The organism is Glycomyces rhizosphaerae, from assembly GCF_042647865.1.
GTDB classification, from domain to species: Bacteria; Actinomycetota; Actinomycetes; order Mycobacteriales; family Micromonosporaceae; genus Glycomyces; species Glycomyces rhizosphaerae.
In genome coordinates this window covers 193,911-217,522 of sequence record NZ_JBHRWO010000012.1, presented here as the reverse complement: position 1 = coordinate 217,522, position 23,612 = coordinate 193,911, and the positions used below count along the sequence as shown (strand labels likewise).

At 69.7% G+C, this 23,612-nt stretch carries 18 protein-coding genes; 3 read left to right on the top strand and 15 right to left on the bottom strand.

All coding sequences use genetic code 11. From position 1 onward, the window contains the following. Positions 1 to 130: 130 nt before the first annotated feature. Together ACFO8M_RS15330 and ACFO8M_RS15325 are read right to left on the bottom strand one after the other, a co-directional pair. A complete protein-coding gene (locus ACFO8M_RS15330) occupies positions 131 to 1,228 on the bottom strand; it encodes a polysaccharide deacetylase family protein (protein ID WP_387977028.1) in 1,098 nt (365 codons plus the stop codon). Between the two features lie 354 nt (positions 1,229 to 1,582). After that, a complete protein-coding gene (locus ACFO8M_RS15325) occupies positions 1,583 to 2,260 on the bottom strand; it encodes a TetR/AcrR family transcriptional regulator (RefSeq protein ID WP_387977025.1) in 678 nt (225 codons plus the stop codon). Between the two features lie 81 nt (positions 2,261 to 2,341). Here ACFO8M_RS15325 and ACFO8M_RS15320 point away from each other — a divergent pair, with 81 nt between their 5' ends. Continuing rightward, positions 2,342 to 3,241 carry an alpha/beta fold hydrolase gene (locus ACFO8M_RS15320; protein WP_387977022.1) on the top strand — a complete coding sequence of 300 codons (900 nt, stop codon included), beginning with the start codon at positions 2,342 to 2,344 and terminating at the stop codon, positions 3,239 to 3,241. Between the two features lie 379 nt (positions 3,242 to 3,620). Here ACFO8M_RS15320 and ACFO8M_RS15315 read toward each other — a convergent pair whose 3' ends face one another. The 6 genes from ACFO8M_RS15315 to ACFO8M_RS15290 form a co-directional block, all read right to left on the bottom strand. Next, entirely contained in the window at positions 3,621 to 5,861 is a 2,241-nt protein-coding gene (locus ACFO8M_RS15315) for an endo-1,4-beta-xylanase (protein ID WP_387977019.1), read from the bottom strand. A gap of 171 nt (positions 5,862 to 6,032) precedes the next feature. Beyond that, complete coding sequence (locus ACFO8M_RS15310; RefSeq protein ID WP_387977016.1) at positions 6,033 to 7,112, bottom strand: LacI family DNA-binding transcriptional regulator; 1,080 nt, start codon at positions 7,110 to 7,112, stop codon at positions 6,033 to 6,035. Between the two features lie 80 nt (positions 7,113 to 7,192). Further along, on the bottom strand, positions 7,193 to 7,996 hold the full coding sequence (locus tag ACFO8M_RS15305) for an SDR family NAD(P)-dependent oxidoreductase (protein WP_387977014.1): 804 nt from the start codon (positions 7,994 to 7,996) through the stop codon (positions 7,193 to 7,195). Positions 7,997 to 8,070: 74 nt separating this feature from the next. Beyond that, entirely contained in the window at positions 8,071 to 9,363 is a 1,293-nt protein-coding gene (locus tag ACFO8M_RS15300; RefSeq protein ID WP_387977011.1) for an ABC transporter substrate-binding protein, read from the bottom strand. Between the two features lie 121 nt (positions 9,364 to 9,484). Then, positions 9,485 to 11,197, bottom strand: a complete 1,713-nt coding sequence (locus tag ACFO8M_RS15295; RefSeq protein WP_387977008.1) for a DUF2264 domain-containing protein — start codon at positions 11,195 to 11,197, stop codon at positions 9,485 to 9,487. Between the two features lie 53 nt (positions 11,198 to 11,250). Next, entirely contained in the window at positions 11,251 to 13,104 is a 1,854-nt protein-coding gene (locus ACFO8M_RS15290) for a rhamnogalacturonan lyase family protein (protein WP_387977005.1), read from the bottom strand. Positions 13,105 to 13,284: 180 nt separating this feature from the next. Here ACFO8M_RS15290 and ACFO8M_RS15285 point away from each other — a divergent pair, with 180 nt between their 5' ends. Next, complete coding sequence (locus ACFO8M_RS15285; RefSeq protein WP_387977002.1) at positions 13,285 to 16,041, top strand: exo-rhamnogalacturonan lyase family protein; 2,757 nt, start codon at positions 13,285 to 13,287, stop codon at positions 16,039 to 16,041. A gap of 33 nt (positions 16,042 to 16,074) precedes the next feature. Here the strand turns inward: ACFO8M_RS15285 and ACFO8M_RS15280 are convergent, their stop codons facing one another. The 6 genes from ACFO8M_RS15280 to ACFO8M_RS15255 all read right to left on the bottom strand — a co-directional run bounded on the left by ACFO8M_RS15280 (position 16,075) and on the right by ACFO8M_RS15255 (position 22,589). Continuing rightward, positions 16,075 to 16,689, bottom strand: coding sequence for a DUF2017 domain-containing protein (locus tag ACFO8M_RS15280; protein ID WP_387976999.1), 615 nt, complete (start codon positions 16,687 to 16,689; stop codon positions 16,075 to 16,077). Further along, complete coding sequence (clpS, locus tag ACFO8M_RS15275; RefSeq protein ID WP_387977454.1) at positions 16,689 to 16,985, bottom strand: ATP-dependent Clp protease adapter ClpS; 297 nt, start codon at positions 16,983 to 16,985, stop codon at positions 16,689 to 16,691. The genes ACFO8M_RS15280 and clpS overlap by 1 nt, the downstream gene beginning before the upstream one ends. Before the next feature lie 36 nt (positions 16,986 to 17,021). After that, a complete protein-coding gene (locus ACFO8M_RS15270; protein WP_387976996.1) occupies positions 17,022 to 18,314 on the bottom strand; it encodes an MFS transporter in 1,293 nt (430 codons plus the stop codon). Between the two features lie 249 nt (positions 18,315 to 18,563). After that, positions 18,564 to 19,415 carry a class I SAM-dependent methyltransferase gene (locus tag ACFO8M_RS15265; RefSeq protein WP_387976993.1) on the bottom strand — a complete coding sequence of 284 codons (852 nt, stop codon included), beginning with the start codon at positions 19,413 to 19,415 and terminating at the stop codon, positions 18,564 to 18,566. Continuing rightward, positions 19,412 to 20,554, bottom strand: coding sequence for a GTP-binding protein (locus ACFO8M_RS15260; protein ID WP_387976990.1), 1,143 nt, complete (start codon positions 20,552 to 20,554; stop codon positions 19,412 to 19,414). Before ACFO8M_RS15260 ends, ACFO8M_RS15265 begins: the two co-directional genes overlap by 4 nt. A 172-nt stretch (positions 20,555 to 20,726) precedes the next feature. After that, positions 20,727 to 22,589, bottom strand: a complete 1,863-nt coding sequence (locus tag ACFO8M_RS15255; protein WP_387976987.1) for a heavy metal translocating P-type ATPase — start codon at positions 22,587 to 22,589, stop codon at positions 20,727 to 20,729. 55 nt (positions 22,590 to 22,644) lie between these two features. Here ACFO8M_RS15255 and ACFO8M_RS15250 point away from each other — a divergent pair, with 55 nt between their 5' ends. Then, complete coding sequence (locus tag ACFO8M_RS15250) at positions 22,645 to 22,986, top strand: ArsR/SmtB family transcription factor (RefSeq protein ID WP_387976984.1); 342 nt, start codon at positions 22,645 to 22,647, stop codon at positions 22,984 to 22,986. 113 nt (positions 22,987 to 23,099) lie between these two features. Here the strand turns inward: ACFO8M_RS15250 and ACFO8M_RS15245 are convergent, their stop codons facing one another. Then, a complete protein-coding gene (locus ACFO8M_RS15245) occupies positions 23,100 to 23,606 on the bottom strand; it encodes a GNAT family N-acetyltransferase (protein WP_387976981.1) in 507 nt (168 codons plus the stop codon). Positions 23,607 to 23,612 lie beyond the last annotated feature (6 nt).

Sequence of the window (23,612 nt, the reverse complement as noted above, 5' to 3'; positions counted from 1 at the left end):
CCCCGACCGGCACCGGTTGATGGATTCGTGGCAGGTGCCACGGCCGGGACGGCTGCGTCGTCCTCACTCGCGTGCCGTGCTCCGGCCGGTCCTTGCGGACCGGCCGGAGTTCACCGCTCAGCGGGGCCCGTCAGACGCGGGTCCACTTCTGGTTGTCGCCGCCCCAGCAGGTGTAGAGCTGCACTGGGGCGCCGTTGGAAGAGCTGTAGACGTCCAGGCACGCGGTCGAATACCCGACGTTTCGGATCGTCCCGTCGGAGCCGAACGTCCACTTCTGACCGTTCGCGTTGCTGCACGCGTTGATCTGCACCTGCGTGCCGCTGCTCCCGGAGGGGGCTTCGAGGCACTTGCCGAGGACCCGCAGCTCCTGCGCGGCGGTGTAGGTGAACTGCTGGTTCGCGCCTTCGTAGCAGGTGTAGAGCTGGACCTTCGTGCCGTTGGCGGTGTTGCCGCTGGGCACGTCGATGCATTTGCCGGCCGAGGTGCTCCGCAGCAGGTCGGTCCCGGTGCCACCACCGCCTCCACCGCCGCCGGAGCCGTCGGGGGCGACGGCCCGGCCGGTACTCGGGGAGATCATCCCCGCGCACAACCCGCGCGAGCGCAGGTCGGCGGCGATCTGCGGGATCGCGTTGATCGTGCTCTGGTAGAGGTCATGCATCAGGATGACGCCGCCACTCTGGAGGTTGCGAGCGTTCTGCACGATCTGCGCGGTGCTGGTGGCCGAGTTCCAGTCCTGCGAGTCGACGTCCCAGAGGATCTCAGTGAGCCCCTGCTGGGCCGCGATGGACTTGACGGTCGCGTTGGTCGCCCCGTACGGCGGCCGGAACAGCTGCGGGGTGACCCCGGTGGTCTGCTGGATGGTCTGCTGGGCGCTGGAGATCTCCTGGGCGATCTGCGAGGAGTTCAGCTTGGTCAGGTCGGTGTGGGTCGAAGTGTGGTTGGCGATCCACATGCCGGCGCTGACCTGCGCGCGGGCGAGCGAGGGGTTGGCGGAGACCTGCCGCCCGACGTTGAACATGGTGGCGCGCAGCCCGTTGGAGGTCAGGGCGTTGAGCAGGTTGGTGGTGGTGCCCGGATTGGGCCCGTCGTCGAAGGTGAGTGCGACGTAGCCGTTGCAGGTCTGGGCCTGCACCGGCGATGCGGCGACGCCGAGCACCACGGCGGCGGTGCCGACGGCGAGAACGAATGCGGAAAGGGTGGCGATGAGCGTCTTCATGCGACTTCGCATGATCGGCCTCCTTGGGATTGTCGCCCGAAGCCGCCGGGTTGAGGGTGCCGGCGGCGGTCCGGGGTACGGCGCATCAGTCTGCGTCGACGAACTCCCAGGGGTGAGGGCCCTAGTCGTCATGAGGGGATGACGATGGATCGATGTCCCGTGGATGTACAGGAACGATTGCAATCATCCCGTCCCGTCCGCTGGAAGACAATGGATCCGACCACAGCAAAGATCGATAGACATCGATTTATATGCGACCGGTCGGGGAGCGGGCGACGAGCGGGAGACGAGCGGCGAACGCACACCCTGGACACTCCACTCCGGATCGAGACTCGCTCGTCCCACACAAGGCCAGACCCTAAGCCCCTATAGGGTGTTCACCTCCTGGCCGAGCAGGCCGGACAGGAGCGCGGTCATGGCGGCGACGCGGCGGTCACGCGGGTCGCCGTACGCCGCAGAGAGATCGTCGTAGAGGGCGGAGATGCGGGGGCGCTCGCCGGTGGCGGCGACGTGGCCCAGATATGCGACGGCGCGCTCAGGCCGGTTCGCGGCGGCGAGTTCGTTGCGCGCGAAGGTGGCCGTGAGGGCGTTGAGCAGTGCGAAGATCTCGAGCTTCGCCGGGCCGTCGCCGGGGTGGTCGGCCAGAACGTCGAGCACGTGGTCCAGCACGGCGACCGCGCCGGGACCGAGGACCGGGCGGGTCACCGCCAGTTCGGGCAGCCATGGGTGGCGCATCATGATCGTGTGCAGCGCTTCGGCGACCGCGACGAGATCGGGGACCGGGTCCCCGGTGGGCGGCTCGAGGCGGCATTCCGCGGCGGTCGCGTCGATCATCAGGTCGAGCAGGTCGTCGCGGCTCGAGACGTAGCGGTAGAGCGAGGCCGCGCCGGTGCCGAGCTCGATGGCGATGCTGCGCATGGACACCGCGTCGAGGCCGCCGCGGTCGGCGACATTGATCGCGGCGGCCGTGATCTCGGCCCGGTCGCGCGAGGCCGGGCGGCCGGTGGCCGCACGTTCGGGTCGCAGCCAGATCGCGTCGGTCATATCACTCCTCCGGGTGTTTGCGAACAGTGTACTCGAAGGCTAGAGTTTGGGAACACCGTTCGCGAACCCTGAGGAGAAGCCATGAGCCAGCCCCCTACCGGCTACGCCCGCAACGGCGAGGTCCGCATCGCCTACGAAGACCACGGCGGCACCGGCGGCGAACCGCTGCTGCTGGTCATGGGTTCCGCCGTGAGCCGGTACTGGTGGCCGCCGGGCCTGATCACGGCCCTCATCGAGCGCGGCTTCCACGTGGCGTCCTTCGACAACCGCGACGCCGGGCAGTCAACGCACTTCCCCGCCGAGACCGCCCATCCGGTGACGGCGCTGTTCCGCAATCGCGTCCCCGCCTATACCGGCGAGGACATCGCCGACGACGCCGCGGCCGTCCTGGACGCCCTCGGCTGGGCCTCGGCACACCTCTTCGGACACTCGAACGGCGGCCTGCGAGTGCAGCGCATCGCCATGCGCCACTCGCAACGGGTGCGGAGCTTCGTCGCATCAGCGGCCGTCTCGAGCGACGCCGGACGGCTGAAGCTGCTGCGGTACATCCGCTTCAGCTTCGTCGCGAAGATGGCGCGGCTCAAGTTCCCAGACGGGCGTGAAGGCGACATCGCGTTGTCGATGGCGGTATCTCGGGCGCTCGCGTCGCCGGGCCATCCGTTCGACGAGGCGGAGGCCTTGGCGCGCATCGAGAAAGACGACGTCAGCTCCGTGCGGGACCCGAAGTCCATGGGACGCCAGCTCGGCGCTCACTGGAGCGGCGGCAGCCTCGCGCAGCTGCGAATCCCGGTGAGCGTGATGCACGGCGAGGCCGACCAGCTGCTGCGAACCGGCGCGGCCCGCGACCTCGCCAAGGACATTCCCGGGGCCAGGCTCGTCATCGTCCCGGGCGTCGGCCACGACATCCCGCCCGCGATGTGGACCTACTACGCCGACGAGATCAGGGCTACCGCCTCACGCGCGTTCTCGGAATCGAGGTGAGGCCGCTCATACACCCCGGGAGGTAGCCCGGATCGACCACTCCGGCCGGACGACGCCGGCCGATCACAGACATAGGCTCGCTTCAATACATACTGCTGTTGAAGGGAAACGGGCCATGTCAGTGAAGAACCTGCGGCGCACTGCCACCGTGCTCGCATCGATCCTCATCGGAGCGTTCGCGCTCGCCGCGCCGGCCGCCGCTTAGCGCCTCCGGGGGCCGCGAGCTCGCCGACAAAGGGACGGAACCGCAATGCGCGATCCCGTCCCCTATTGCTGCACTGGCGCTTACTCCCCCAGTCGGCGGCCGCGCGGCGGCGGCGCACCAGCATGAGGGTCGTCATCCCGGCAGCGGCCGGGATTGCCAAGGCGATGGCGATGGTCAGACCGGTTCCGGGACCGGCAGGGTCTCGCTGCCGGCCTTGACCTTCTTGACCAGTTCGGCGATGCCCCAGTACTTGTTGGTGCTCCAAGACTGGCCGGTCGGGTCGTACCAGGTGTGCGCGGCGGTGCGGACGCCGTCGGTGGCGTCGTTGACCTGGAGGTCGAGGCCGTGCTCGGTGCCGATCGCGCCCTGGCCCTCGGCCAGCGCGATCGCGATCTCGACGGTGTAGCCGGTGCTCGTGGCCACGGCGGCGCTGGTGATCTCGCCCGCGTCGGGTCCGTTGCCGCCCAGCGTGACCACGTTGCCGAAGTTCACGCGGTACTGGCCGTCGGCGTCGCCGTAGCCGCCTTCCTTGGTGTTGCCGGGGTTGAGGAACACCTCGACGGAGTCCTGCTCCCAGGGGTTGGCGCTGCTGTCGTCCAGGTTCGGGTCGGTCACCTCGAACAGGGCGTAGATCGCGTTGTCGTCCCACATCAGCGAGACGTCGGCCTTGGCGCCGTCGGCGGCGCCTTCGACGCGGACGTCGGTCGCCACGGTGGCCGCCTTCTTCCAGGCCTTGTCCTTGTCGCCGTCGATCACGGGGGCGGTCTTGGCCAACGGCACCTGCACGCGGGCGTAGTCGGGTTCCGGTTCTTCGGGGATCTCGGGGAGGCGGCTTGGGTCGACGATGCCCCAGTAGGCCCATTTGGCCTGGAGGTCGTCGTCGAAGGGCAGCGGGGACTCCAGCGGGCGGGTGCCGTTGAAGCCGCGCAGCCAGGAACGGCCGTCGTGCAGGCCCCAGGCGGTCACGGATTCGAGGTCCTTCTCGCGGAGCATGGCGAACAGGTCGCGATAGTAGTGGCCCTGCTGGACGATGCGGGCGTCGTATTCGGGGAACTCCACGCCCTCGACGGGGGCGCCGATGGCGACGTCGAGTTCGGTCACCGCTTGGAGGACGCCGAGTCCGGCGAACTTGTCGATGCTCGCCTCGATGTTGCCGAGAGGGGTGTTGAGGCTGATGTGGGTCTGGTGGCCCACGCCGTCAACGGGGACTCCGTTGGCGCGCATGTCGGCGACGAGGTTGTAGAGGTTGTCGCGCTTGGCCGGGTTGTCGGTGCCGTAGTCGTTGATGAAGAGCTTCACCTCAGTGGCGCCGACGGCGTCGAGCTGCTCGCGGGCGATGCGGAAGGCATGCGAGATGTACTCGGGGCCTTCGAAGATCTGGAACCAGCGGCTGTTGCGGTAGACCTCGGCGGCGTTGTCGCTGATGACCTCGTTGACGACGTCCCAGGCCCAGACGCGGTCGCCGTAGTGCGCGGCGATGGCGCCGATGTGGGCTTCGAGGCGGTCGAGCATGATCTGCTGGTCTTCAGTGGAGTTGCCAAGGGGCTCTCCGGCATTGGGGTGCCCGGCGGGGTACGTGAACCACCAGTCCGGGACCTGGCTGTGCCACAGGAACGTGTGGCCGTAGATCTCCATGCCGTTCGCTTCGGCGTGCGCGACGAGTTCGTCGGCGGCGTCGAAGGTGAAGGTGCCCTCGGTCGGCTGGAGCGCGTCGGGCTTCATGTGGTTCTCGGCGGTGATCTGGTTGAAGTGCTTGTCCAGCAGCTGCCCAGTGGGGTCGGCGAGGTCGCGGGGGTCGACGGCGGCGCCGAAGCGGAACTCCTCGGCGAGGACGTCCTTCAGCGAGGGGATGTTCGGGTCGACGCCGGGCGGGCTGAGCTCGGTGACCTGGAAGTCGTCGATCCAGTAGGAGGCGTCGGGGGTCGGGGACTCCACATAGAACGTCAAGGCGTCGGCGGGAGAGGCGATGGTGTACTCGCCGCTCAGCGTGGCCCAATCGGTGCCGACGGCGGCCTGGTAGACGAGGCTGTCGTAGGAGGTCTCCCCGGCGGACTCGCGCTGGACGGTGGCACTGATCGCCTCGCCCGCGCTCTCGGCGGCGAAGCGGACGTCCAGCGAGATCTCGTACACGCCACCGGAGACGATGAAGTCGCTGAGGTCGATCGAGGGGCCGTTCCACTCGGCCGTGCGGCCGGTGGTGAGGAGGGCGCCGTTCTCGACGGCGAGGGTGACCGGGCCGCGCGGGGCCCAGTCGCCGACGGTGCCGTCCTCGAAGTTCGAGGTGTGGACGACGGTGCCTTCGTCCTGGGCGGTGGCGGGCTGACTGAAGGCGAGCGCGGCGGGGAGGACCAGCACTCCGGTTCCGGCGGCGAGGGCGCGCAGGCGCCGATGCCTTACTCGGGGTTGACGTTCCATGGCGTTGCGACTCCATTGCGGAGGAGGGAGAACAGGCTTCCGAAAGTTTCGGAGATTTCATGAAACTTCCGGAGAAGGACTGTGCCATGGTAAGTGGGATATACAGGCTTGTCAATTACTAGATGACGACGACACTTTGGAACGGCGGGCCGCTGCGCCGTCAGATCGACGCTAAGCGGACACGAGCGGACGCACCGAGCCGCGGATGACCAGGTGGGTGCCGAGGACGGTGTGGGGCGGCGGACCGCCGTGCTTGGCGTGCTGGAGGGCAAGGCGCACGGCCGTGCGTCCGAGTTCCTCGTGCGGCTGGTAGACCGTGGTGAGGTCGATGTCGGCGGCCGGGGGCAGGTCGTCGAAGCCGACCATCGAGAGGTCCTCGGGCACGCGCAGGCCGTGCTCGATGAGCGCCTGCCGAGCGCCCGCCGCGATCTGGTCGTTGCCGGAGAAGACCGCGGTGAAGTCCGGCGGGCCGGAGGCCAAGCGCTCCTTCATCATCCGGTAGCCCTCGAAGCGCTCGAACGTGCCGTCGACCTCCAGGCCCGGGTCGTGCTCGACGCCGTAGGCCGCGAGCGCCTTGCGGTAGCCCTCGATCCGGGCGTCCGCCGTGGTGTAGCCGGGGCGCCGCCCGAGGTACAGGATCCGCTTGTGCCCGTTCGAGAGCAGATGGCTCGTGGCCGCGAACGCACCACCGCTGTTGTCGTACTCCACGACCACCGCGGGCACGTCCGGCCCGAGCGGCGGCCTGCCGCACAGCACCAGGCGCGAACCGATGGCGGCCAAGGCGTGCGCATAACGGCTCATGCGGGCCCGGTACTCGGCGTCGGCGTTCACGTTGCCGACGAGGATCACGGCCTCGGGGTGCTGCTCGCGCATGAACTGCACCATGGCGAGTTCGCGTTCGGCGTCGCCACCGGTGGTGCCGATCTGGCACAGGCGGCTGTCCTCGGCTGCCTGGGTCTGGACCCCTTGGGCCACATGGGCGTAGTGCGGGGAGATCACCGAGTTGACGATGAGGGCGATGCTCTTGCGGGTGGTCCCCTGCAGGGCGCGGGCGTGGTGGTTCGCGACGTAGTCGAGCTCTTCGACGGCGCGCATGACCTTGCTGCGGGTGGCGGGCGCGGCGGGGTAGCTGCCCGACAGGATGCGCGAGACGGTGGCGACGGAGACGCCGGCCCGCTCGGCCACCTCGCGGATGGTGGTGTGGCGCGTCCCGTCTCCCGAAGCACTTGCCTTACGCGCCAATGTATTCACCTCGGTTAAAGATTTTCGAGAACGGTTACAGAAACCATGATTCACCGTGGGTGAGGGCGTGTCAAGTTCAGGGTGGGCGGTCAGCGCTGGTGGAGTCGCTGATCAGCGGCTCCGCCGCGCACTGTCATGGACCCTCTGCCCGCGCCGGACTGGATGCGGTCGATCAGGCGCATCGGGAGCAGCCGCGAGAGGGCGACGATGATCTTGTTGTGCCAGCCGGGGATGCTGAGGGCTTTGCGTCTGCGCCAGTCCCGCAGCGCGGCCGCGACCAGGGCGTCGGCCTCCAGCCATAGGAAGCCCGGGATCTTGGTCATGTCCATGCCGGCGCTGTCGTGGAATTCGGTGCGCGTGAATCCCGGGCACAACGCCATGACGGCGACGTTGTGGGGGCGCACGCTCCTGGCCGTCGATCGGCTGAAGTCGACGACCCAGATCTTCGAGGCGGAGTAGGTCGAGCTGGGAAAGAACCCGAGTACCGAACCGATGTTGATGACGCCGCCGCCCTTGCGCTCGATCATCGACGGCAGCGCGGCGAGCGTGAGGCGGAGGACGGTCTCGGTGTGCAGCCGCAGCATCGCGACCTCGGCTTCTGGTGAGGTGGCGAGGAACTCCGTGGGATGTCCGAAGCCGGCGTTGTTCACCAGGAGGTCGACGCCGACTCGGCAGCGTTGCTCGACACGGGCGATGTCCGCTTCGACGGTGAGGTCGGCGGTGACGGTCTCGCAGTCGGCGTCGAGGGTGTCCGAGGCGGCTTGCAGGCCTTCGGGATTGCGGTCCACCAGAACCAGCCGGTAACCCTCGCGCGCGAGGGCCCTGGCGAAGGCCGCGCCGATCCCGGCCGCCCCGCCGGTGATGAGAGCGGTCGGCCGGGAAGGTGAGGGCATCGACCGAGTCTATCGACGCCGCGCGCGGCGGGAGTGGGGAGCGGCCCGCGGGCCGCTCCCCCGCCGGGGTGGCCCTACTGCTCGCTGGCGAACAGGGTCTCGGCTTCGGTGAAGAACAGGTCGGCGGCCTGGGCCGGGGTCATCTCGCCGTACTGGACCTGCCCGTAGATCTCGGTGAACTTGGCTTCGATCGCGCCGGCCGCGGCCGGGGGCACGACCGGCGCTTCGATGAGGTACTGCTCGACGGTGGCCTCGTAGTCGAGGACGACCTGCGAGGCCTCGTCGATCTCGACGCTGTCGAGTCCGGTCTTCGTGGACGGGATGCCGCGGTTGGTGCCCAGGATCGCGGCCGCTTCGGGATCGGAGAGGAGGAACTCGATGAGCTTGGCACTCTCCTTGGGGGCCTCCGAGTTCGCGCCGATGACGAACTGCACGGACGGGCGCAGGTGGAGCGCGAGGTTGGCCGGGTCAGCGGAGGGCGGCGGGGCGAGCGCGAGCGTGCCGCCACTTTCGGCCACGGACTCCCAGTAGCCGCTCATCGCAGTGTCCCAACGGAGTTCGGTGGCCATCACGCCGCCCGCGACGCCGGGCGCCGTGGCTTCGGCGGCGACGCCCGGCGGGGGCATCGCGCCCGACGACACGAGCGCGGCGGACGAGGACCACCATTCGACGAGCTGGTCCTTGGTGAAGGCCAGGCTCGCGGCGTCCTCGGCGTAGAAGGCACCGCCCTGTTGGCGAAGCCACAGCTCCATGAGCAGATACGAACTGGCCCAGTCGCTCCCGCCCCACTTGCCTTCGCCGAGGGCGGTGGTCGTCTGGGTGATGAGGTTGCCGTAGTCCTCCCAGGTGTAGCCGGCCTCGGGCGGCGTGATGCCGTGCTCCTCGAACCAGTCGGGGCGGTAGATGAGTCCGAACATGTTGCTGCCGACCGGGACGGCGAGCAGCTGTCCGTCCAGTTTGGCGGTGTCGAGCACGCCGTCGCGGAAGTCGTCGGTCGCGACGACGCCGTCGAGGGGCAGCAGCATGCCGTTGGCGCCGAACTGGCGCAGGCGCGGGTAGTCCATCTGGAAGACGTCGGGGAGGTCGCGCGAGGCCATGCGCCCGGTCAGGCCCTCCCAGTAGGCCGGGTAGTCGGCGAAGTTCGTCTGGACCTTGACGCCCTTGTTCTTCTGCATGAAGAGGTCGACGGCCTGCTTGGTGACCTCGGCGCGGGCGTCGTCACCCCACCATTCGAAGCTGATCTCGACCGGATCGTCGGCGGTCCCGGCGGGGGCGTCGTCGCCGCAGGCGGCGGTCGCGCCGAGGGCGGCCGCGGCGGTGGCCCCGGCCAGGAGGCTCCGGCGGCGGAGGGGGTGGTGGATCGACATTGATGCACTCCTTTTGCAGTGAGGGGAGGGGGATCGGGGAAGCGAGCGGGGTAGCGGATCCAGGTTGTTAAATCGTTTTAACTTTCGATCTGGTCACCTTAGAACGCGCTTTCCAAGGCTGTCAAGGTGCTTCGGTCACGATTGCCTCCCGGCCGACGAAGAACCGGGCGCGAAAGACGTGCCGCCCAGGCGAGATCCGGCCGGTGAGCACCGGGAGCATCGTCGCGGGCCAGTACAGGTGGGTGCCCGGCATCGCCCCGATCAGCTCGGCCCGGCGGTTCCCGCCGTCGTCCACGATCTCGCTGCGGATCCCCCGCGCCACCAACGCGATCCGGTCGTCCGCGACCGCGGCCTCATGGCCGTCACGCGGGACGCACCAGCCGCCCTCGCCGGTGTGGAGCGGCCGCTCGGCGTCGATGACGTGGACGCGGGTGTGCCAGCCGTCGACCCCGGCCTCCAATGTGGTCGTGACCCGGACGTCCGACCAGGGACGCCAGGTGACGGTGAGCGAGCCGTCCTCGCCGAAGACCCCGTCGTCGGAGTCCTCCCGGCCGCGCCAGTGGCGGCCGTCCTCCGAGAACACCAGGGCGCCATCGGGAACGGCCGCTTCGAGACCGGGCCCGTCCACCGAGTGCGAGAATCCGGCGAGGGTCGAGTAGGCGAGCTTGCCGTAGGTGTCCTTGCCGCCGCGCATCATCGCCCGCCAGGCCTGGCCGTTGAGGCGCGTGACGTGGCCGCCGGTGTCGCGGACGTGGATCGCGCGGGCCGGCGGGTGCGGCTCCACGACTGGGCCGGGCACCGCGGGCTCGGTCGTCCAGAACGGATGGTCGGCGCCGGCCAGGAGGCCGGTGAAGATCTTCGCGGCCCACCAGGGCGAACCGGCAGTGAGGTACTGCTCGACGAGGGCGTCGTTCGGGTACCCGTAGCCCACCGAGAGCCGCCCGTCGGGTTCGAGGATCGGCTTGTCCCACCACCATTCCAGGTGCCGCCGGGCGTAACCGGCCGCCTCAGCCCAGGGCACGGCCTCCACGTCGGCGGCGGCCAGCGCGCCCCACAGGGAGCCCTGGGCGAAGCGGTACCCGAGGCTGCGTCCATAGGGGACTCCGGTGCCGTCGGCGGCGAACCAGGAGCGGAAGCGCTCGGCGAAGGCCGCGGCGGTGTCGACGAACCGGTCGTCACCTGAGATCCGGTAGTGGAGCAGGCCGTAGGTGTGGAAGGCGAAGGGGTTGTAGTAGTCGACCCGGTTGCCCGGGCCGTCTTCGAAGACCCCGTCGCCGAGGTAGAACTCCCCCAGGCGTTTCAGGTGCGCGTCGGCGATCGAGGCGTCCCTTTCAATGCCGAGCGCCGCGAGGCCGTGTCCGGCGAGGACGGGGAAGAAGCGCCAGTTGCTGTCGATGACCTCGGTCCGGTAGGCCTGGGAGAGCCAGGTGGTGACCTTGTCCTTGGCTTTGGGGGGCAGGGGGTCCCAGAGTTGTTCGGGGGCCGTGGCGAGGCTCCAGCCGACGGCGGCGGATTCGACGCAGCGCTGGTTGCGGGGGCCGACGTCGCCGACGTACCAGGGGTCGTCGGGGTCGAGGGCGCGGGCCAATGTGGATACCAGAGGGTCCCAGAGGTCTTCGGGCACCGCGTCTTTCGCCGGGGCCAGACCCCAGAGCGGGCGGGTGAGCAGTTCGAACCAGTTCTCCAGGTGGGAGTGGTTCGACATGGTCACCGGCATCTCGTCCGGCCCGCGGGCGGCGAGGTCGACGGCGGGTCGGCCGAGGGCCACCGCCGCGTCCTGCCATCCGGTGAAGGTCGGTTCGAGGGGCCCGAACGCCCGCAAGGGTGAGGTCACTGTGGCACTCGCTATCGGTTCGTGGCGGGGCCGCCGGAGCGGCCCCGCGGCGGCTAGTAGGTGATGCGGGGCGCGGGCGGGGTGCTCATGCCCGCGCCGAGGAAGTAGTCGACGTGGTGGGACTGCATGTACCCGTGGAGAGTCATCGCGTTGCGGTAGGCCGGGTTGTGGGCCAGGGTGTAGAGCCTGGTGCTGGTGGGTTTGTCGGTGGTGAAGATGATGAGCTCGTTGTAGGCGGCATTGGTGTAGACGGCCTCTTCGCGCCAGTCGCCGAAGAGGTCGCCGACGAGGGTCGGTCCACTCTGGGCGGCGGTGACGGCCCCGTAGTTCCAGGTGCTCTCGATGCGCGGCAGGCTGCCGGTGGGGGTCGGATTGAGCGGGTCCCACTCCTCGATCTTGCCCGCGTTCAGGAGTTCCATGGTGAGGTCGCCGTCCCACCACAGGCCCAGTTGCGGCCAGGGGCGCAGTGAGGTGTCGGGTTCGGTGAGGCGGTTCTGGGAGGCGTTGTAGAGGCCGTCGAAGGACCAGACCTCCATGCCGGGGAAGCGGGGGTCGACGTCGCCGGCCATGCCGCGGCCGACGTCGGCGCTGCCGCTGAGGGTGTGCTTCCAGATCATCTGGCCGGTCGAGGCGTCGTAGTAGTACTCGCGCAGACCGCTGGCGTTGTTCTGCTGCACGCCATAGCCTTCGAGGCCGGGACGGCTCGGGTCCATGTCGGCGATGTGGAAGCGGTCGCCGTGAACGATGCCCTGGCTCGCGAGGGAGTAGCGGAGGGTGCCGTCGCCGTTGAGCACGAAGCCGATCTCGGCGACCTCGTCCCTGCCGTCGCCGTTCACGTCGATGATGCGGGTGTTGTGGCCGTCGGGGGCGTTTTGGCCGCCGCGCAGCCATTTCCATTTCTGGGTGAGGTTCTGGCCGCTCCAGTTCCAGGCGCCGATCATGAGGTTGAAGGACCCGTCGTCCTTGCGGTTCTTCATGTACGCGACGAGGCTGGGGGTGACGCCGTCGAGGTAGCCGACGCCGAAGCGGGCGGCCATCGGGCCGTCGGCGAGGTAGTCGGTCGGGACGGCGGCCCAGTTGCGGAGGGCGCCGCTCTGCCCGTCGAGGATGGCCATGAACTGGCGGTTGTCGTCGGCGTGCGTCCAGGTCGCGCCGTCGCCGAAGGTGACGCCGTCGGCGATCTTCAGGGCGACCTCGGCGCGTCCGTCCATGTTGAAGTCGTAGACGGTGACGCCGTCGTTGTGGCCCACGTCGATCGTGGCCGAGCCGGGTTCGATGTTGTCCTGGTTGGTGCTGTTGGGGCCGAGGTCGACCTCCCAGAGGAACGTGCCGTCGCTCTTGTAGGCCTCGATGGACTGGGGCGAGGTCTGGCGGTCGACCACGTAGTCGTACGCGCCGTCGCCGTCGAGGTCGCCGGTCCACACGAACTTCACGGCGCCGCCGCCGCGCAGCGGCACGCGGACCACTGGTTCTTCGGCGTGGTTGGCGCTCAAGGTGAACGCGGTGCTCGGGGCCTGCTCGGCGCCGTTGACCACGGCGGTGACGCGGTAGGCGTTGGCCTGCGCGAGGTTCGCGGTCGAGTCGGTGTAGTTGGTGCCGCCGGTGAGGACCTGGCTGTTGAGCTTCGTCCAGGTGCCGCCCGCGGTGGAGCGGTAGACGTTGAAGCCGGTGCCGGAGGTGTCGAGGCCGAGCAGCCGCCAGCTGACCAGGACGCTGGTGCTACTGGACCGCACGGCGACGACGCCGCGGCCGAGGTCCTCCATCGGCCGGAGGGTCTGCTGCGCTTCGATCGGGGCTTCGGGTGCTTCTTCTGCACTGGTGGTCGAGGTGCTCAGGGCGAAGCCGGCGGAGGCGGCCAGGAGGCCGACCACCGCCCCCGCGACCCGAACCCGCGTAAACGTTTCCATGACTGCTCCAAGTATGCCGGTCGGAACGGAAGCGCCTGTGGGCCGGTCGTTGTGCGCGGGATGGACTAGGCCGGGGCACTCCTTGGAATGGTTGACTATACATTGACCGATGGCTATATTGAAGCCCTTGAGTTAAAACGATTTAATCCCCTGCGGTGCACCCATCCCCTTGGAGGAACCTTGACCACCCCTGCCCCGGAACACGAGACAGCAGGCGGCGTCAGCCGCCGCGGCGTCCTCGCCACCACCGCGGGAGTCGCGGCCGCGGCCGCGCTCTTCGAAGCGGCACCCGCCCACGCACAGACCGACACGGACGACGGCGCCGGTCCCGACTCCGTGGAACTGCGCTGGCTCGAAGGACAGCCGGCCGAGTCCCCGGGCTCGACCTGGGGCGTCCCTTGGGGACAAGGCCGCTTCCCCGAGGACCAGCGGTTTCAGATGATCGCCGACGACGGCGCCACCGTCCCGGTCCAGACCTGGCCGCTCGCCTACTGGCCCGACGGCTCGCTCAAGTGGACCGGCCACGCCGTCGGCCCGGCGGCCAAAGCCGAGAGTTTCACGCTCAGGGCCGGGGAGCCCGCGGCACCCGCGTTCGCGGTCACCGTCACTGAGTCGAGCAACCACATCGACGTCGGCACCGGCGTCATCACCGCCCGGATCGGCAAGGGCGGCACCGACCTCATCAAGCACATCAAGCGCGGCGACCGCACCCTCGTCAAGAACGGGCACCTGGTCAACATCACTCAGGACGAGGCCCCCGACCCCGAGACCGGATCGGTCAGCCGCGACCGCTACACCAGCGACATCGACGAGGTCACCGTCGAGCAGGACGGCCCCGTGCGGGCCGTCGTCAAGGTGACCGGCACGCACCGCAAGTCCCGGGGACGCACCTGGCTGCCGTTCACCGTGCGCCTGTACTTCTACGCGGGCGGGGAGTCGTTCCGCATGGTCCACACGTTCGTCTTCGACTCCGACGGCGAGGACGCCTTCATCGCCGGGCTCGGCGTGCGCTTCAAGGTCGCGCTCACCGACGAGATGTACGACCGGCACGTGCGCTTCGTCGGCGAGGGCCACGGCCAGCTCACCGAAGCGGTCAAGGGCATCACGGGCCTGCGCCGCGACCCCGGCGCGGCCGTGCGCGCCGCCCAGGTCGCGGGCGAGGCGCTACCGGATCCGTCCACTTGGGATCAGCGCGTCACGACGCGGCTCCACTGGATCCCGAACTGGGGCGACTACTCGCTCGCCCAGCTCAACAGCGAGGGCTTCGCGATCAAGAAGCGCACCAAGGAAGGCCACGGCTGGGTGCCGGTGGACCAGGGCCGCCGCGCCTCCGGGTTCGCCTACCTCGGCGGCCCCTCCGGCGGGTTCGGCTTCGGCATGAAGGACTTCTGGCAGCGCCACCCCACCGGGCTCGACATCCGCGACGCCCACACCGACGAGGCGACGGTGACCGTGTGGATGTGGTCCCCCGAGGCCCAGCCGATGGACACGCGGTTCTACCACGACGGGATGGGGCAGGACACCTACCCCGAGCAGCTCGACGCCCTCGAGATCACCTACGAGGACTACGAACCCGGGTTCGGCACGCCCTACGGCGTCGCCCGCACGTCGGAGCTCCAGTTCTGGGTCACCGAGTCCACGCCGTCGCGCGAACGCTTGGGCGCCATGGCCGACGCGGTGCGCGCGCAGCCGCAGATCATCGCCCCGACCGAGCACATGGCCGCCGCAGGGGCCTTCGGCGGCATCTTCGGCCCCGTCGACCGCTCGCACCCGGTCCTCGCCGAAGTCGAGGACTCGCTCGACTTCTTCTTCGAGTACTACAAGGCGCAGCAGGACCAGCGGCACTGGTACGGCTTCTGGGACTTCGGCGACATCATGCACTCCCAGGACCCGTCCCGGCGGATCTGGAGCTACGACGTCGGCGGCTACGCGTGGGACAACTCCGAGATCTCCCCGGATCAGTGGCTGTGGCAGGCATACCTGCACAACAACCGGGCGGACGTCTTCCGCTTCGCGGAGGCCATGACCCGCAAGACCAGCGAGGTCAACGTCTACCACATCGGCGACTGGGCCGGGCTGGGCACGAGGCACGGGGTCCAGCACTGGGGCGACTCGTCCAAGCAGGTGCGCGTCTCCAACGCGAACTACCGGCGGTACTTCTACTACCTGACCGCCGACGAGCGGACCGGCGACCTGCTCCACCTCCTCGCCGACTCCGAGAAGACCGCGCTCGTCCTCGACACCGGCCGCAAGATCCGCGACCCCGAGGACGACTACGTGCCCGACCCGACCGCCCTCGACATCGGCTTCGGCACGAGCTGGGCGGCCCTGGCCGCGGCCTGGCTGACCGAATGGGAGCGTCGCGGCCCGGACTGGGAAGCCTGCCGGGACAAGGTGCTCGGCACCATGGAGACGATCGCGGCGCAGCCCAGCGGGTTCGCGCAGGGATCGGCGAAGTACAACATGGAGACGTACCGGTACGCCATCGAGACCGAACCTGTGGTCGAGAGGAGCAATCTCTCCAACTCGTTCGGCCGCATCGAGATCTGCGCCGAACTGATCCAGCAGATCGACATGCCCGCGTTCGAAGCGGACTGGCTGCGCTACTCCCGGTTCTACACCGCGACGTTCGCCGAGCAGGAGGCCGAGTACGGCGGTCGGTTCTCCGACCTGTTCCTGTACTGCTATGCGCGCGCCAACGCGTTCGTGTACTTGCGGACCGGAGACGAGTCCCAGGCCGAGCTCGCGTGGCGGCGGTTCCGGAACCCGATCAAGAGCTGGGAGATCCTCCCCGACCCGGACCGCCAGGCCGAGGAGACGGCCCACACGTTGAACCCGAGCACGTGGTATCCGATCGCCACCAACGAGATCGCCCAATGGGGCCAGGCCGCGGTCCAGATCCTCGGCATGGTCGGCGATTTCGCGCCCGAGGAGTGAGTACAGGAGCGGGGCGGGCACAGGCCCGTCCCGCTACTCCCCCAGGGAACGCGTCATCGCTTCGATCAAGGTGTCCTGCAACGTGGTCAGCCAACCGTAGGTCAGTACCAGCGGGCTGCGCGGGTCCTCGTCGGGCAGGTCCATCAGCTCGTCGAAGTCCTCATCGACGTGGATCTCCAGCCGGGAGGCGATGACGAGCCGGAGGTCGTTGAGCGCGCCGAGCCACTGCCGGCACTCGTCGGGCTTCAGGTGCACCGCTTCGCGTTTGCGGCCCTCGGGGGCCAGCGCCTCGAGCGCGCGGATCACGGCCTTGGCGTCGTCGCGCTTGCGGGCGCGCAGGTCGTTCTCGGTGTAGCGGCGGAACTCGGCGGAGGCGGCGACCGTGTCGATCCCATTGCCGAGATCGACGTCGGGATCGGTGTAGGCGTCGGGGAACAGCCGGGCCAGGGCCGGGTCTTCGGGGCGTTCGGTGGGGCCTTCGTGGAAGGCCGAGGCGATGAGGTCTTCGGCGTCGCCCCCGGCGGTCCCTTCGCGCGCGTCGATGAGCTCCAGCATCTGCTCGGCGTAGGCGCGCAGCAGGCCGGCCTCGATCTCGTCGAACGCCGCGGTCGCGCCGCCGCCCTCGTGCGGCTTGAAGTAGCGCGCCATCAGCGGTCCTGCCGGAGGGTCGCCCAGAGGCCGTAGCCGTGCATGGCCTGCACGTCGCGTTCCATCTCCTCGCGGGAGCCGCTGGAGACGACCGCGCGGCCCTCGTTGTGGACGTCGAGCATCAGCTGGTTCGCCTTCGCCTCGGAGAAGCCGAAGTACGACTGGAAGACGTACGCGACATAGCTCATCAGGTTGACCGGGTCGTTGTGCACGAGCGTGATCCACGGGACGTCGGGATCGGCGACCTCGGCGGGCGTCGCGGCCCGCTCGGTCTCGACCGCGGCGGCGCATCGGATGGGCAATACAGCGGCACTCACACGGCAATGCTGCCATCAGCGGGCGCACCGCCGCAGGCGAGGGTCGAAGGCCGTCGAGGAAAAGGTCGATCGAGGTGGCGGCCGTCGCGTCCCTCGTAACGCTCGCTTGACGCGCGAGGCGAGGACCGCGGCGATGGCGATGGCCGCGACGAGCGGGAGCAGGAGTGCGGCGGCGACACCGGGGTAGCCGAACAGGGCCAGGCCCGCCCCGCCGAGGCTCGCGCCCGCGAAGGTGCCGAGGCTCATCCCGGCGGCGTTGACGCTCAGCGCGGCGGAGCGCACCGGCCCGCCGCGGCGGACGATGAGGGCGGTGATCGCCGCCGCGGTCACCGCGTGGCCCGCCGATTGGAGCGCGGTCCCGGCGACGGCCGGGGCCAGCGACGGTGCGGCGAACAGGAGCACGAGGCCGACCGTGGCGACGCCGACGCCGATGAGCAGCACGACGGCGACCCGGTGCGGGTCCTCGGTCCGCCCGATCCAGCGGCCGCCGAAGTAGTTGCCGAGGAAGAACGAGAGGCCGCTGACGGTCCACACCAGGGTGAACAGGGTCGCGTCGAGGGCGAAGGCGTGGTCGTACCAGGCGGCCATGTAGGCCAGGCAGCCCATGAGGGCGGCCGTGCGGAACGAGGCGGCAGCGATGAGCGCCAGCAGGATCCGTCTGCCCGCGATCTGCCGGAAGGCTTCGAAATAGCCCGCCGACCGGTTCGGTGGGCCCGGGTGCCGGTGCTCGTCGGGGCGGAGGGCGAACCCGATCGCCAGCACGGTCGCGATGGCGGCGGTCATGAAGAGGGCGCCGCGCCAGCCTGTCTGAGCTGCGACGACGCCGATGAGCGGCCCGGCGGCGACGGCCGCGAGGGCCTGCGTGGCGGAGACGAGGGTGGCGGCGCGGCCGGAGGTCGCGTCGTCGTCGTACCGGTCGGCGGCCGAGGCCAGGAGCGCGGGGACCAGGATCGCGGTCGCGGTTCCGATCGCGGCGCAGAAGGCAGTGAGCGCCGCGAAACTGCCGTGCATCGCGGCGAGCGACCCGGCGGCCAGGATGGCGAGCGCGAAGGCGCTGACGCGCTGCTTCGCGAACCGCTCCAGGAGCGGCGCGGCCGCGACGCCGACGGCGAGCGAGGTGAGGCCGCCGAGCCCGCGCAGGGCGCCGACGGCGGCCACGTCGCCGCCGGCGCCTTCGCTGATGGGCACCAGGAACGTCGAATAGACGGTGAACGGGAGGAGGCTGACGGCCGAGGCGAGCAGCAGCGGCCAGAGCTCGACCCAGAGGCGCGCTTCGCTGGGCGCGTGCTCCTGGCGCAGGGCGGTCACTGGATCGGGTTCGGGTGCGCGGAGAAGGCCTCGAGCCCGTCGATGACGCGGGGTCCGCTGATGGCCTCGTTGTTGTCGAGGATGAAGAATCGGTCGTTCACGACGGCGGGGAGGTCCTTGGTGTTGGGGTTGGTCTTGAGAAACGCTATAACACGATCTGGCACCTGGCCCCGGCCCTTGGCAGCCAGAGTCTCCAGGTAGTCCACCGAGAACCGGAGCGATGGTCGCGGAGCTCGCGGGAATCCTTGCTCACTTCCGCTTCGGCTTGCGGCCCAGGTAGATCGATCGGACTTCGAGGTGGTGGAGATCGCCTCGGCGGCCGAGCCAGGCTGGGGAGCCGGGGTCGAGCAGCGTCTTCCAGGCCGTCTTGTCGTCCTCGTCAAGGAAGTCCTCGAACCAACCGACGCGCGCTTCCAGGTTTTCCAGCGCCTCGGTGAGCGCCCCGTTTTCCAGGGGCGCGGGCCGGTCGATGAACTCGTTCAAGGTGCGCACCTCCGCGAGCCCGGCCCGCTTCAGCGCCGCCGGCCACCCGTAGGGCATCGGGACTGCGCCGCGCTCGCGGTTCTCGGCGATCATCCGCTCGCTCCCGGCCGCTTCGAGTCGCGCTTGCAGGCCCGGCCTGCCCACGCCGACGTCCCAGGGCAGGACCCGCGCCCCGATGCCGCCTTCGGCCACCGCGAGCCGCCCGCCCGGAACCACCGCCGCCGCCAGCGTGTCGAGCGCGGCCTGCTGGTCCGCCGCGTGATGGACGACATGCCCGGCCCACATCAAGTCAACCGGCCCGCCCAGCGCCTCAATGAACGCTTCGGGTCCGGATTCGATGTCGCCCAAGGCGAACGCGACGTCCGCCCCGCATTGGGCGGCGTAGGCGCGTGCCGCGTCGAGCACGGCCGCGTCCGAGTCGAACGCGACGACCTCGTGCACTCGCGCGGCCAGCGCGACGGCCATGCCGCCACCACCGCAGCCGATGTCGGCCGCCCGCTCGTCACCCGGCTCGATCAGGCCGGCGGCCAGCCGGCGGTAGCGCTCCGCGTCCTTGAGTGCGCTTTCGAGCAGCCAGGCGGTGTGCTCGGCGTAGTCCAGTGCGATCTGCTCGCTCAATGTGCGATCCCTGCGTGTGCGTGGTCGTGGAGGTCGAGGCCGTGGGCGTCCCAGGGCTCGAAGGGGTCGGTGTCGACCGCTTCCCCTTCTCGGGCAAGGGATTCGCGCAGGGCCTTCTCGAGGGCGGCGTGGTCGAGGGCGACGCCGATGAACACCAGTTCCTGGCCTTGGTCGGCGTCGCGGGCGGCGAAGGGGTCGAAGCGGGCGACGGCGCCGGCTTGGGACCACAGGGCGGTGACCTGGGGCCGCGTCGCGAGCCAGAAGAAGCCCTTGGAACGGAGGACGGTGCCGAAGCGCCCGGAGTCGAGTTCCTGGACGAAGCGCCACAGCCGCTCGGGGTGGAAGGGCGCGTCGTCGCGGAAGAGCAGGCTGGAGATGCCGTACTCCTCGGTCTCGGGGACGTGCTCGCCGTTGATCTCCTTGACCCAGCCGGGGGCTTCCTGGGCGCGGTCGAGGTCGAAGCTGCCGGTGCCGAGGACACTGGCGGCGTCGACACGCCCGTGAATCGCCCTGACCAGGCGCGCTTCGGGGTTGAGGCGGCGCAGGACCGCTTCGACGCGGTCGGCTTCGGCCTCGGTGACGAGGTCGGTCTTGTTGAGCACCAGGACATCCGCGAATTCGATCTGGTCGACGAGGAGGTCGGAGACGGTGCGGTCGTCGTCCTCGTAGGCGTCGAGTCCGCGCGAGACGAGGTCGTCGCCCCGCTGGAGCTCGACGAGCAGGTTCGCGGCGTCGACGACGGTGGTCATGGTGTCGAGCTCGGTCAGGTCCGAGAGGAGTCCCTGCTCGAGTTCGCCGAACGCGAAGGTGGCGGCGACCGGCATGGGCTCGGAGATGCCGCTGGACTCGATGAGCAGGTAGTCGAAGCGGCCGTCGCGGGCGAGCCGGGCGGCCTCTTCGAGGAGGTCGTCGCGGAGGGTGCAGCAGATGCAGCCGTTGCTGAGTTCGACCAGGCGTTCCTCGGTGCGGGACAGGCTGCCGCCGTCGCGCACGAGGTCGGCGTCGATGTTGACTTCGCTCATGTCGTTGACGATGACCGCGACGCGCAGGCCATCGCGGTTGCCCAGCACATGGTTGAGCAGCGTGGTCTTGCCCGCGCCGAGGAACCCTGAGAGCACCGTGACCGGCAGTTTCTTCATCGACAACCCTTCATTAATGGAAATGGTTGTCAGTTTACTCGATGCTCGCGGGCCGTTGTCGTACCCCTGTGAGACGGTGTGCTTTTCACTGGCAGTGGTGAAGGTGGGAATGGGTGGGTACCCGGGGCCGCCCGTATGACCGCGGGGCTGCCAGGTGCCGGTCGCCTCCCGCTCACTCCCTCCAGTGGCGGCGGCTCAGCAGGCGCAGGCCGTTGAGGCCCACGATCACCGTCGAGAGCTCGTGCCCGGCGACGCCGAAGACGAGGGGCAGCTCGCCGCACAGGTCCCAGGCGGCGAGGACCGCGATGACGGTGGCGGCGAACGCCAGGTTCACGCGGGCTACGCGCCTCGCTTTGCGCGCCAAGTCGATCGCGGCGGGCAGTGCGGTGAGGCGCCGGCCGACCAGGACCATGTCGGCCGATTGCAGCGCGAGGTCGGAGGCGGTGCCGCCCATGGCCGCGCCGACATGGGACGCGGCCAGCGCGGGCGCGTCGTTGATGCCGTCGCCGATGTAGAGGGTCCGGGTCCCGGCGAGGCGGTCGGCCTTGTCCCCCGGCAGGAGGGCGGCTTCCACATCGCGGATGCCGACCGCTTCGGCGACCCGGCACGCTGCCGCCGAGTGGTCGCCGGTGAGGATTCGCGGGTCGGTGCCGAGCTGTACCGTCAGTGCGGTGATCGCATGTGCGGCATCGGGCCTGACGGTGTCGGAGAGTCCGATCACGCCGATGGGGCGCTTGTCCGCGATCACCACGGCCACGGTGAGGCCTTCGGTCTCGAACTCCCCCACGGTCTCGCGGGCCTTCGCGTCGTCGTCGGCACCGGCCGCGGCGCTGTCGAGCAGGATCGGGTGGCCGACAAGGACTTCGACGCCGTCGACCACGGCCCGAACGCCCCTGCCGGGCATCGCCTGGAACTCGGTCGCGTCGGCGAAGTCGTCGAGGTCGGCGAGGACGCGGCCGATCGGGTGCTCGGATCGGGATTCGGCGCCGGCCGTGAGTCGGCGCAGTCGCGTTTCGTCGACTTCGAAGGCGACGATCCGTTCGACCTCGGGTCGGCCGGTGGTGAGCGTTCCGGTCTTGTCGAACGCGGCCCGGTCGATCTCGGCCAGGCGTTCCATCATCAAGGCGCTCTTGACGAGCACGCCCTGCCTCCCGGCGAGGGCGACGGCGGCCAGCAGCGGCGGCATGGTCGCGAGGACGATCGCGCAGGGGCTGGCGACGATCATGAACGTCATGGCGCGCAGCAGGGTCGGTTCGAAGGCCGCGCCGAAGGCGAGCGGGATGCCGATGAGAGCGAGGGTCGCGGCGACCACGGCGAGCGAGTAGGGCTGCTCGACCCGCTCGATGGTCAACTGCGTCTTGGACTTCGCCTCGGAGGCCTCCTCGACTTGGCGGGCGATGCGGGCGAGCACGGAGTCGGCGCTGGAGCGGTCCACCCGCACTTCCAGTGCGCCGGTGCCGTTCCCGGTACCGGCCAGGACCTGTGATCCGGGGGCTTTGCGTCCGGGCAGGGCCTCACCGGTGAGCGTGGATTCATCCACTTCAGACTCGCCTGCGGTGATGGTGCCGTCGGCCGGGACGCGTTCGCCGGGGCGGACCAGCACCAGGTCGCCGGGAACCAGCGTGGCGGCGTCCACGGTCGCCTCGCGGCCGTCGACCATCCGCACGGCTTGATCGGGCGCGTGTTCGAGGAGGCTGCGCACGGAGTCGGCGGTGCGTTCGGTCAGGACGGCTTCGAGGGCGCCGGAGGTCGCGAAGATGACGATGAGCAGGGCCCCGTCGAACCACTGGCCGATCGCGGCGGCGGCGACGGCCGCGATGACCATGAGGAGGTCGACTTCGAAGCGCGGCTTGCGAAGTGCGGTCAGGCCGTCCCAGGCCGGGCCCCAGCCGCCGGTCGCGTAGCAGGCGAGGTAGGCGGGCAGCCAGACCCACATGGGGGCGCCGGCCAGCTGAGTGAGGCCGCCCGCGGCGAACAGGGCGAGTGCCGCGGCGGCCCAGCGGACGTCCGGCAACCGGAACATGCTCGTGAACATGCGCATCATCTTATATTCGCAGATACGCAGATAGTGAGACGGGTAAGCTGGGCCCATGCACGAGGGGATCGAGGACTTCAAGATGCCGGGCGACGAGCAGGCCCGCGTCGCCGCAGACGCGCTGCGCATGCTCGCCGACCCGACCCGCCTCAAGCTCATGTGGGCGCTCCTGCAAGGCGAGGAGAACGTCGCCTGCCTCGCCGAACTCACCGGCGCCCGCCCCACCGCCGTCAGCCAGCACCTGGCCAAGCTCCGCCTCGCCGGGCTGGTCACCACTCGGCGCGAGGGCACCTTCGTCTACTACTCGGCGGCCGACCACCACATCGAGCCGCTTCTCGAACAGGTCCTCTCCCACGCCGCCCTCGTCACCGGCACAGCGAGTCCCGCGGAGTCCTGACGCTGCCGCGGCGAGTCCGACCGCGCGCCGCTCGTTCCGCAACCCGCGGTGATGCCGTTGTGTCCCTTCCAGAGCGGCCATTTCCCGGAATGACCGGCGACGCTCGGCCGGCCCTAGAGCGCGCGGCGCATACAGGTGCGGGGCCAGCGGTCGAGGCCGTGGGCGGCTTCGTGGTCGCGGATCTTCTGAAGGCCGGGAGTGAGGTCGCCCGGGGCGATCGGGACGAATCCGCAACGGGCGTAGTAGGGGGCGTTCCAGGGGACCTCGGTGAACGTGGTCAGGGTCAGCGAGTCCAGGCCGTCGGCGGCGGCGCGGGCGGCCGCGTGCTCGATCAGGTCGCGGCCGATGCGGCGGTGCGCCCAATCGGGATGCACCGAGACCTGCTCAATGTGGAGCGCGTCGTCGACCGGCTCGGCGATGAGGTAGGCGACCGGCCGGTCCTCGTCGTCGACTGCCGCCCAGGCCAGGTCGGCTCGCCGGTAGCGGGCGAGTTCGTCCAGGCTGAGCGGCTCGTCGGTCGCGATCTCGGGCATGCCGATGTCGTGGAAGCACTCCCCTGCGGCCCGTTCGATGTCCTGGAGGAGTGGGAGTTCGGCGGCGGCGACGGCTCGAATGCGCATCGGGAC

Bases quoted from the DNA above. Each gene is read 5' to 3' on its own strand.
- ACFO8M_RS15300 (WP_387977011.1), bottom strand. From the start codon at position 9,363: ATGTCGATCCACCACCCCCTCCGCCGCCGGAGCCTCCTGGCCGGGGCC.
- ACFO8M_RS15315 (WP_387977019.1), bottom strand. From the start codon at position 5,861: ATGGAACGTCAACCCCGAGTAAGGCATCGGCGCCTGCGCGCCCTCGCC.
- ACFO8M_RS15330 (WP_387977028.1), bottom strand. From the start codon at position 1,228: ATGCGAAGTCGCATGAAGACGCTCATCGCCACCCTTTCCGCATTCGTT.
- ACFO8M_RS15325 (WP_387977025.1), bottom strand. From the start codon at position 2,260: ATGACCGACGCGATCTGGCTGCGACCCGAACGTGCGGCCACCGGCCGC.
- ACFO8M_RS15290 (WP_387977005.1), bottom strand. From the start codon at position 13,104: ATGGAAACGTTTACGCGGGTTCGGGTCGCGGGGGCGGTGGTCGGCCTC.
- ACFO8M_RS15280 (WP_387976999.1), bottom strand. From the start codon at position 16,689: ATGGCGCGCTACTTCAAGCCGCACGAGGGCGGCGGCGCGACCGCGGCG.
- ACFO8M_RS15320 (WP_387977022.1), top strand. From the start codon at position 2,342: ATGAGCCAGCCCCCTACCGGCTACGCCCGCAACGGCGAGGTCCGCATC.
- ACFO8M_RS15245 (WP_387976981.1), bottom strand. From the start codon at position 23,606: ATGCGCATTCGAGCCGTCGCCGCCGCCGAACTCCCACTCCTCCAGGAC.
- ACFO8M_RS15260 (WP_387976990.1), bottom strand. From the start codon at position 20,554: ATGAAGAAACTGCCGGTCACGGTGCTCTCAGGGTTCCTCGGCGCGGGC.
- ACFO8M_RS15255 (WP_387976987.1), bottom strand. From the start codon at position 22,589: ATGTTCACGAGCATGTTCCGGTTGCCGGACGTCCGCTGGGCCGCCGCG.
- ACFO8M_RS15250 (WP_387976984.1), top strand. From the start codon at position 22,645: ATGCACGAGGGGATCGAGGACTTCAAGATGCCGGGCGACGAGCAGGCC.
- ACFO8M_RS15305 (WP_387977014.1), bottom strand. From the start codon at position 7,996: ATGCCCTCACCTTCCCGGCCGACCGCTCTCATCACCGGCGGGGCGGCC.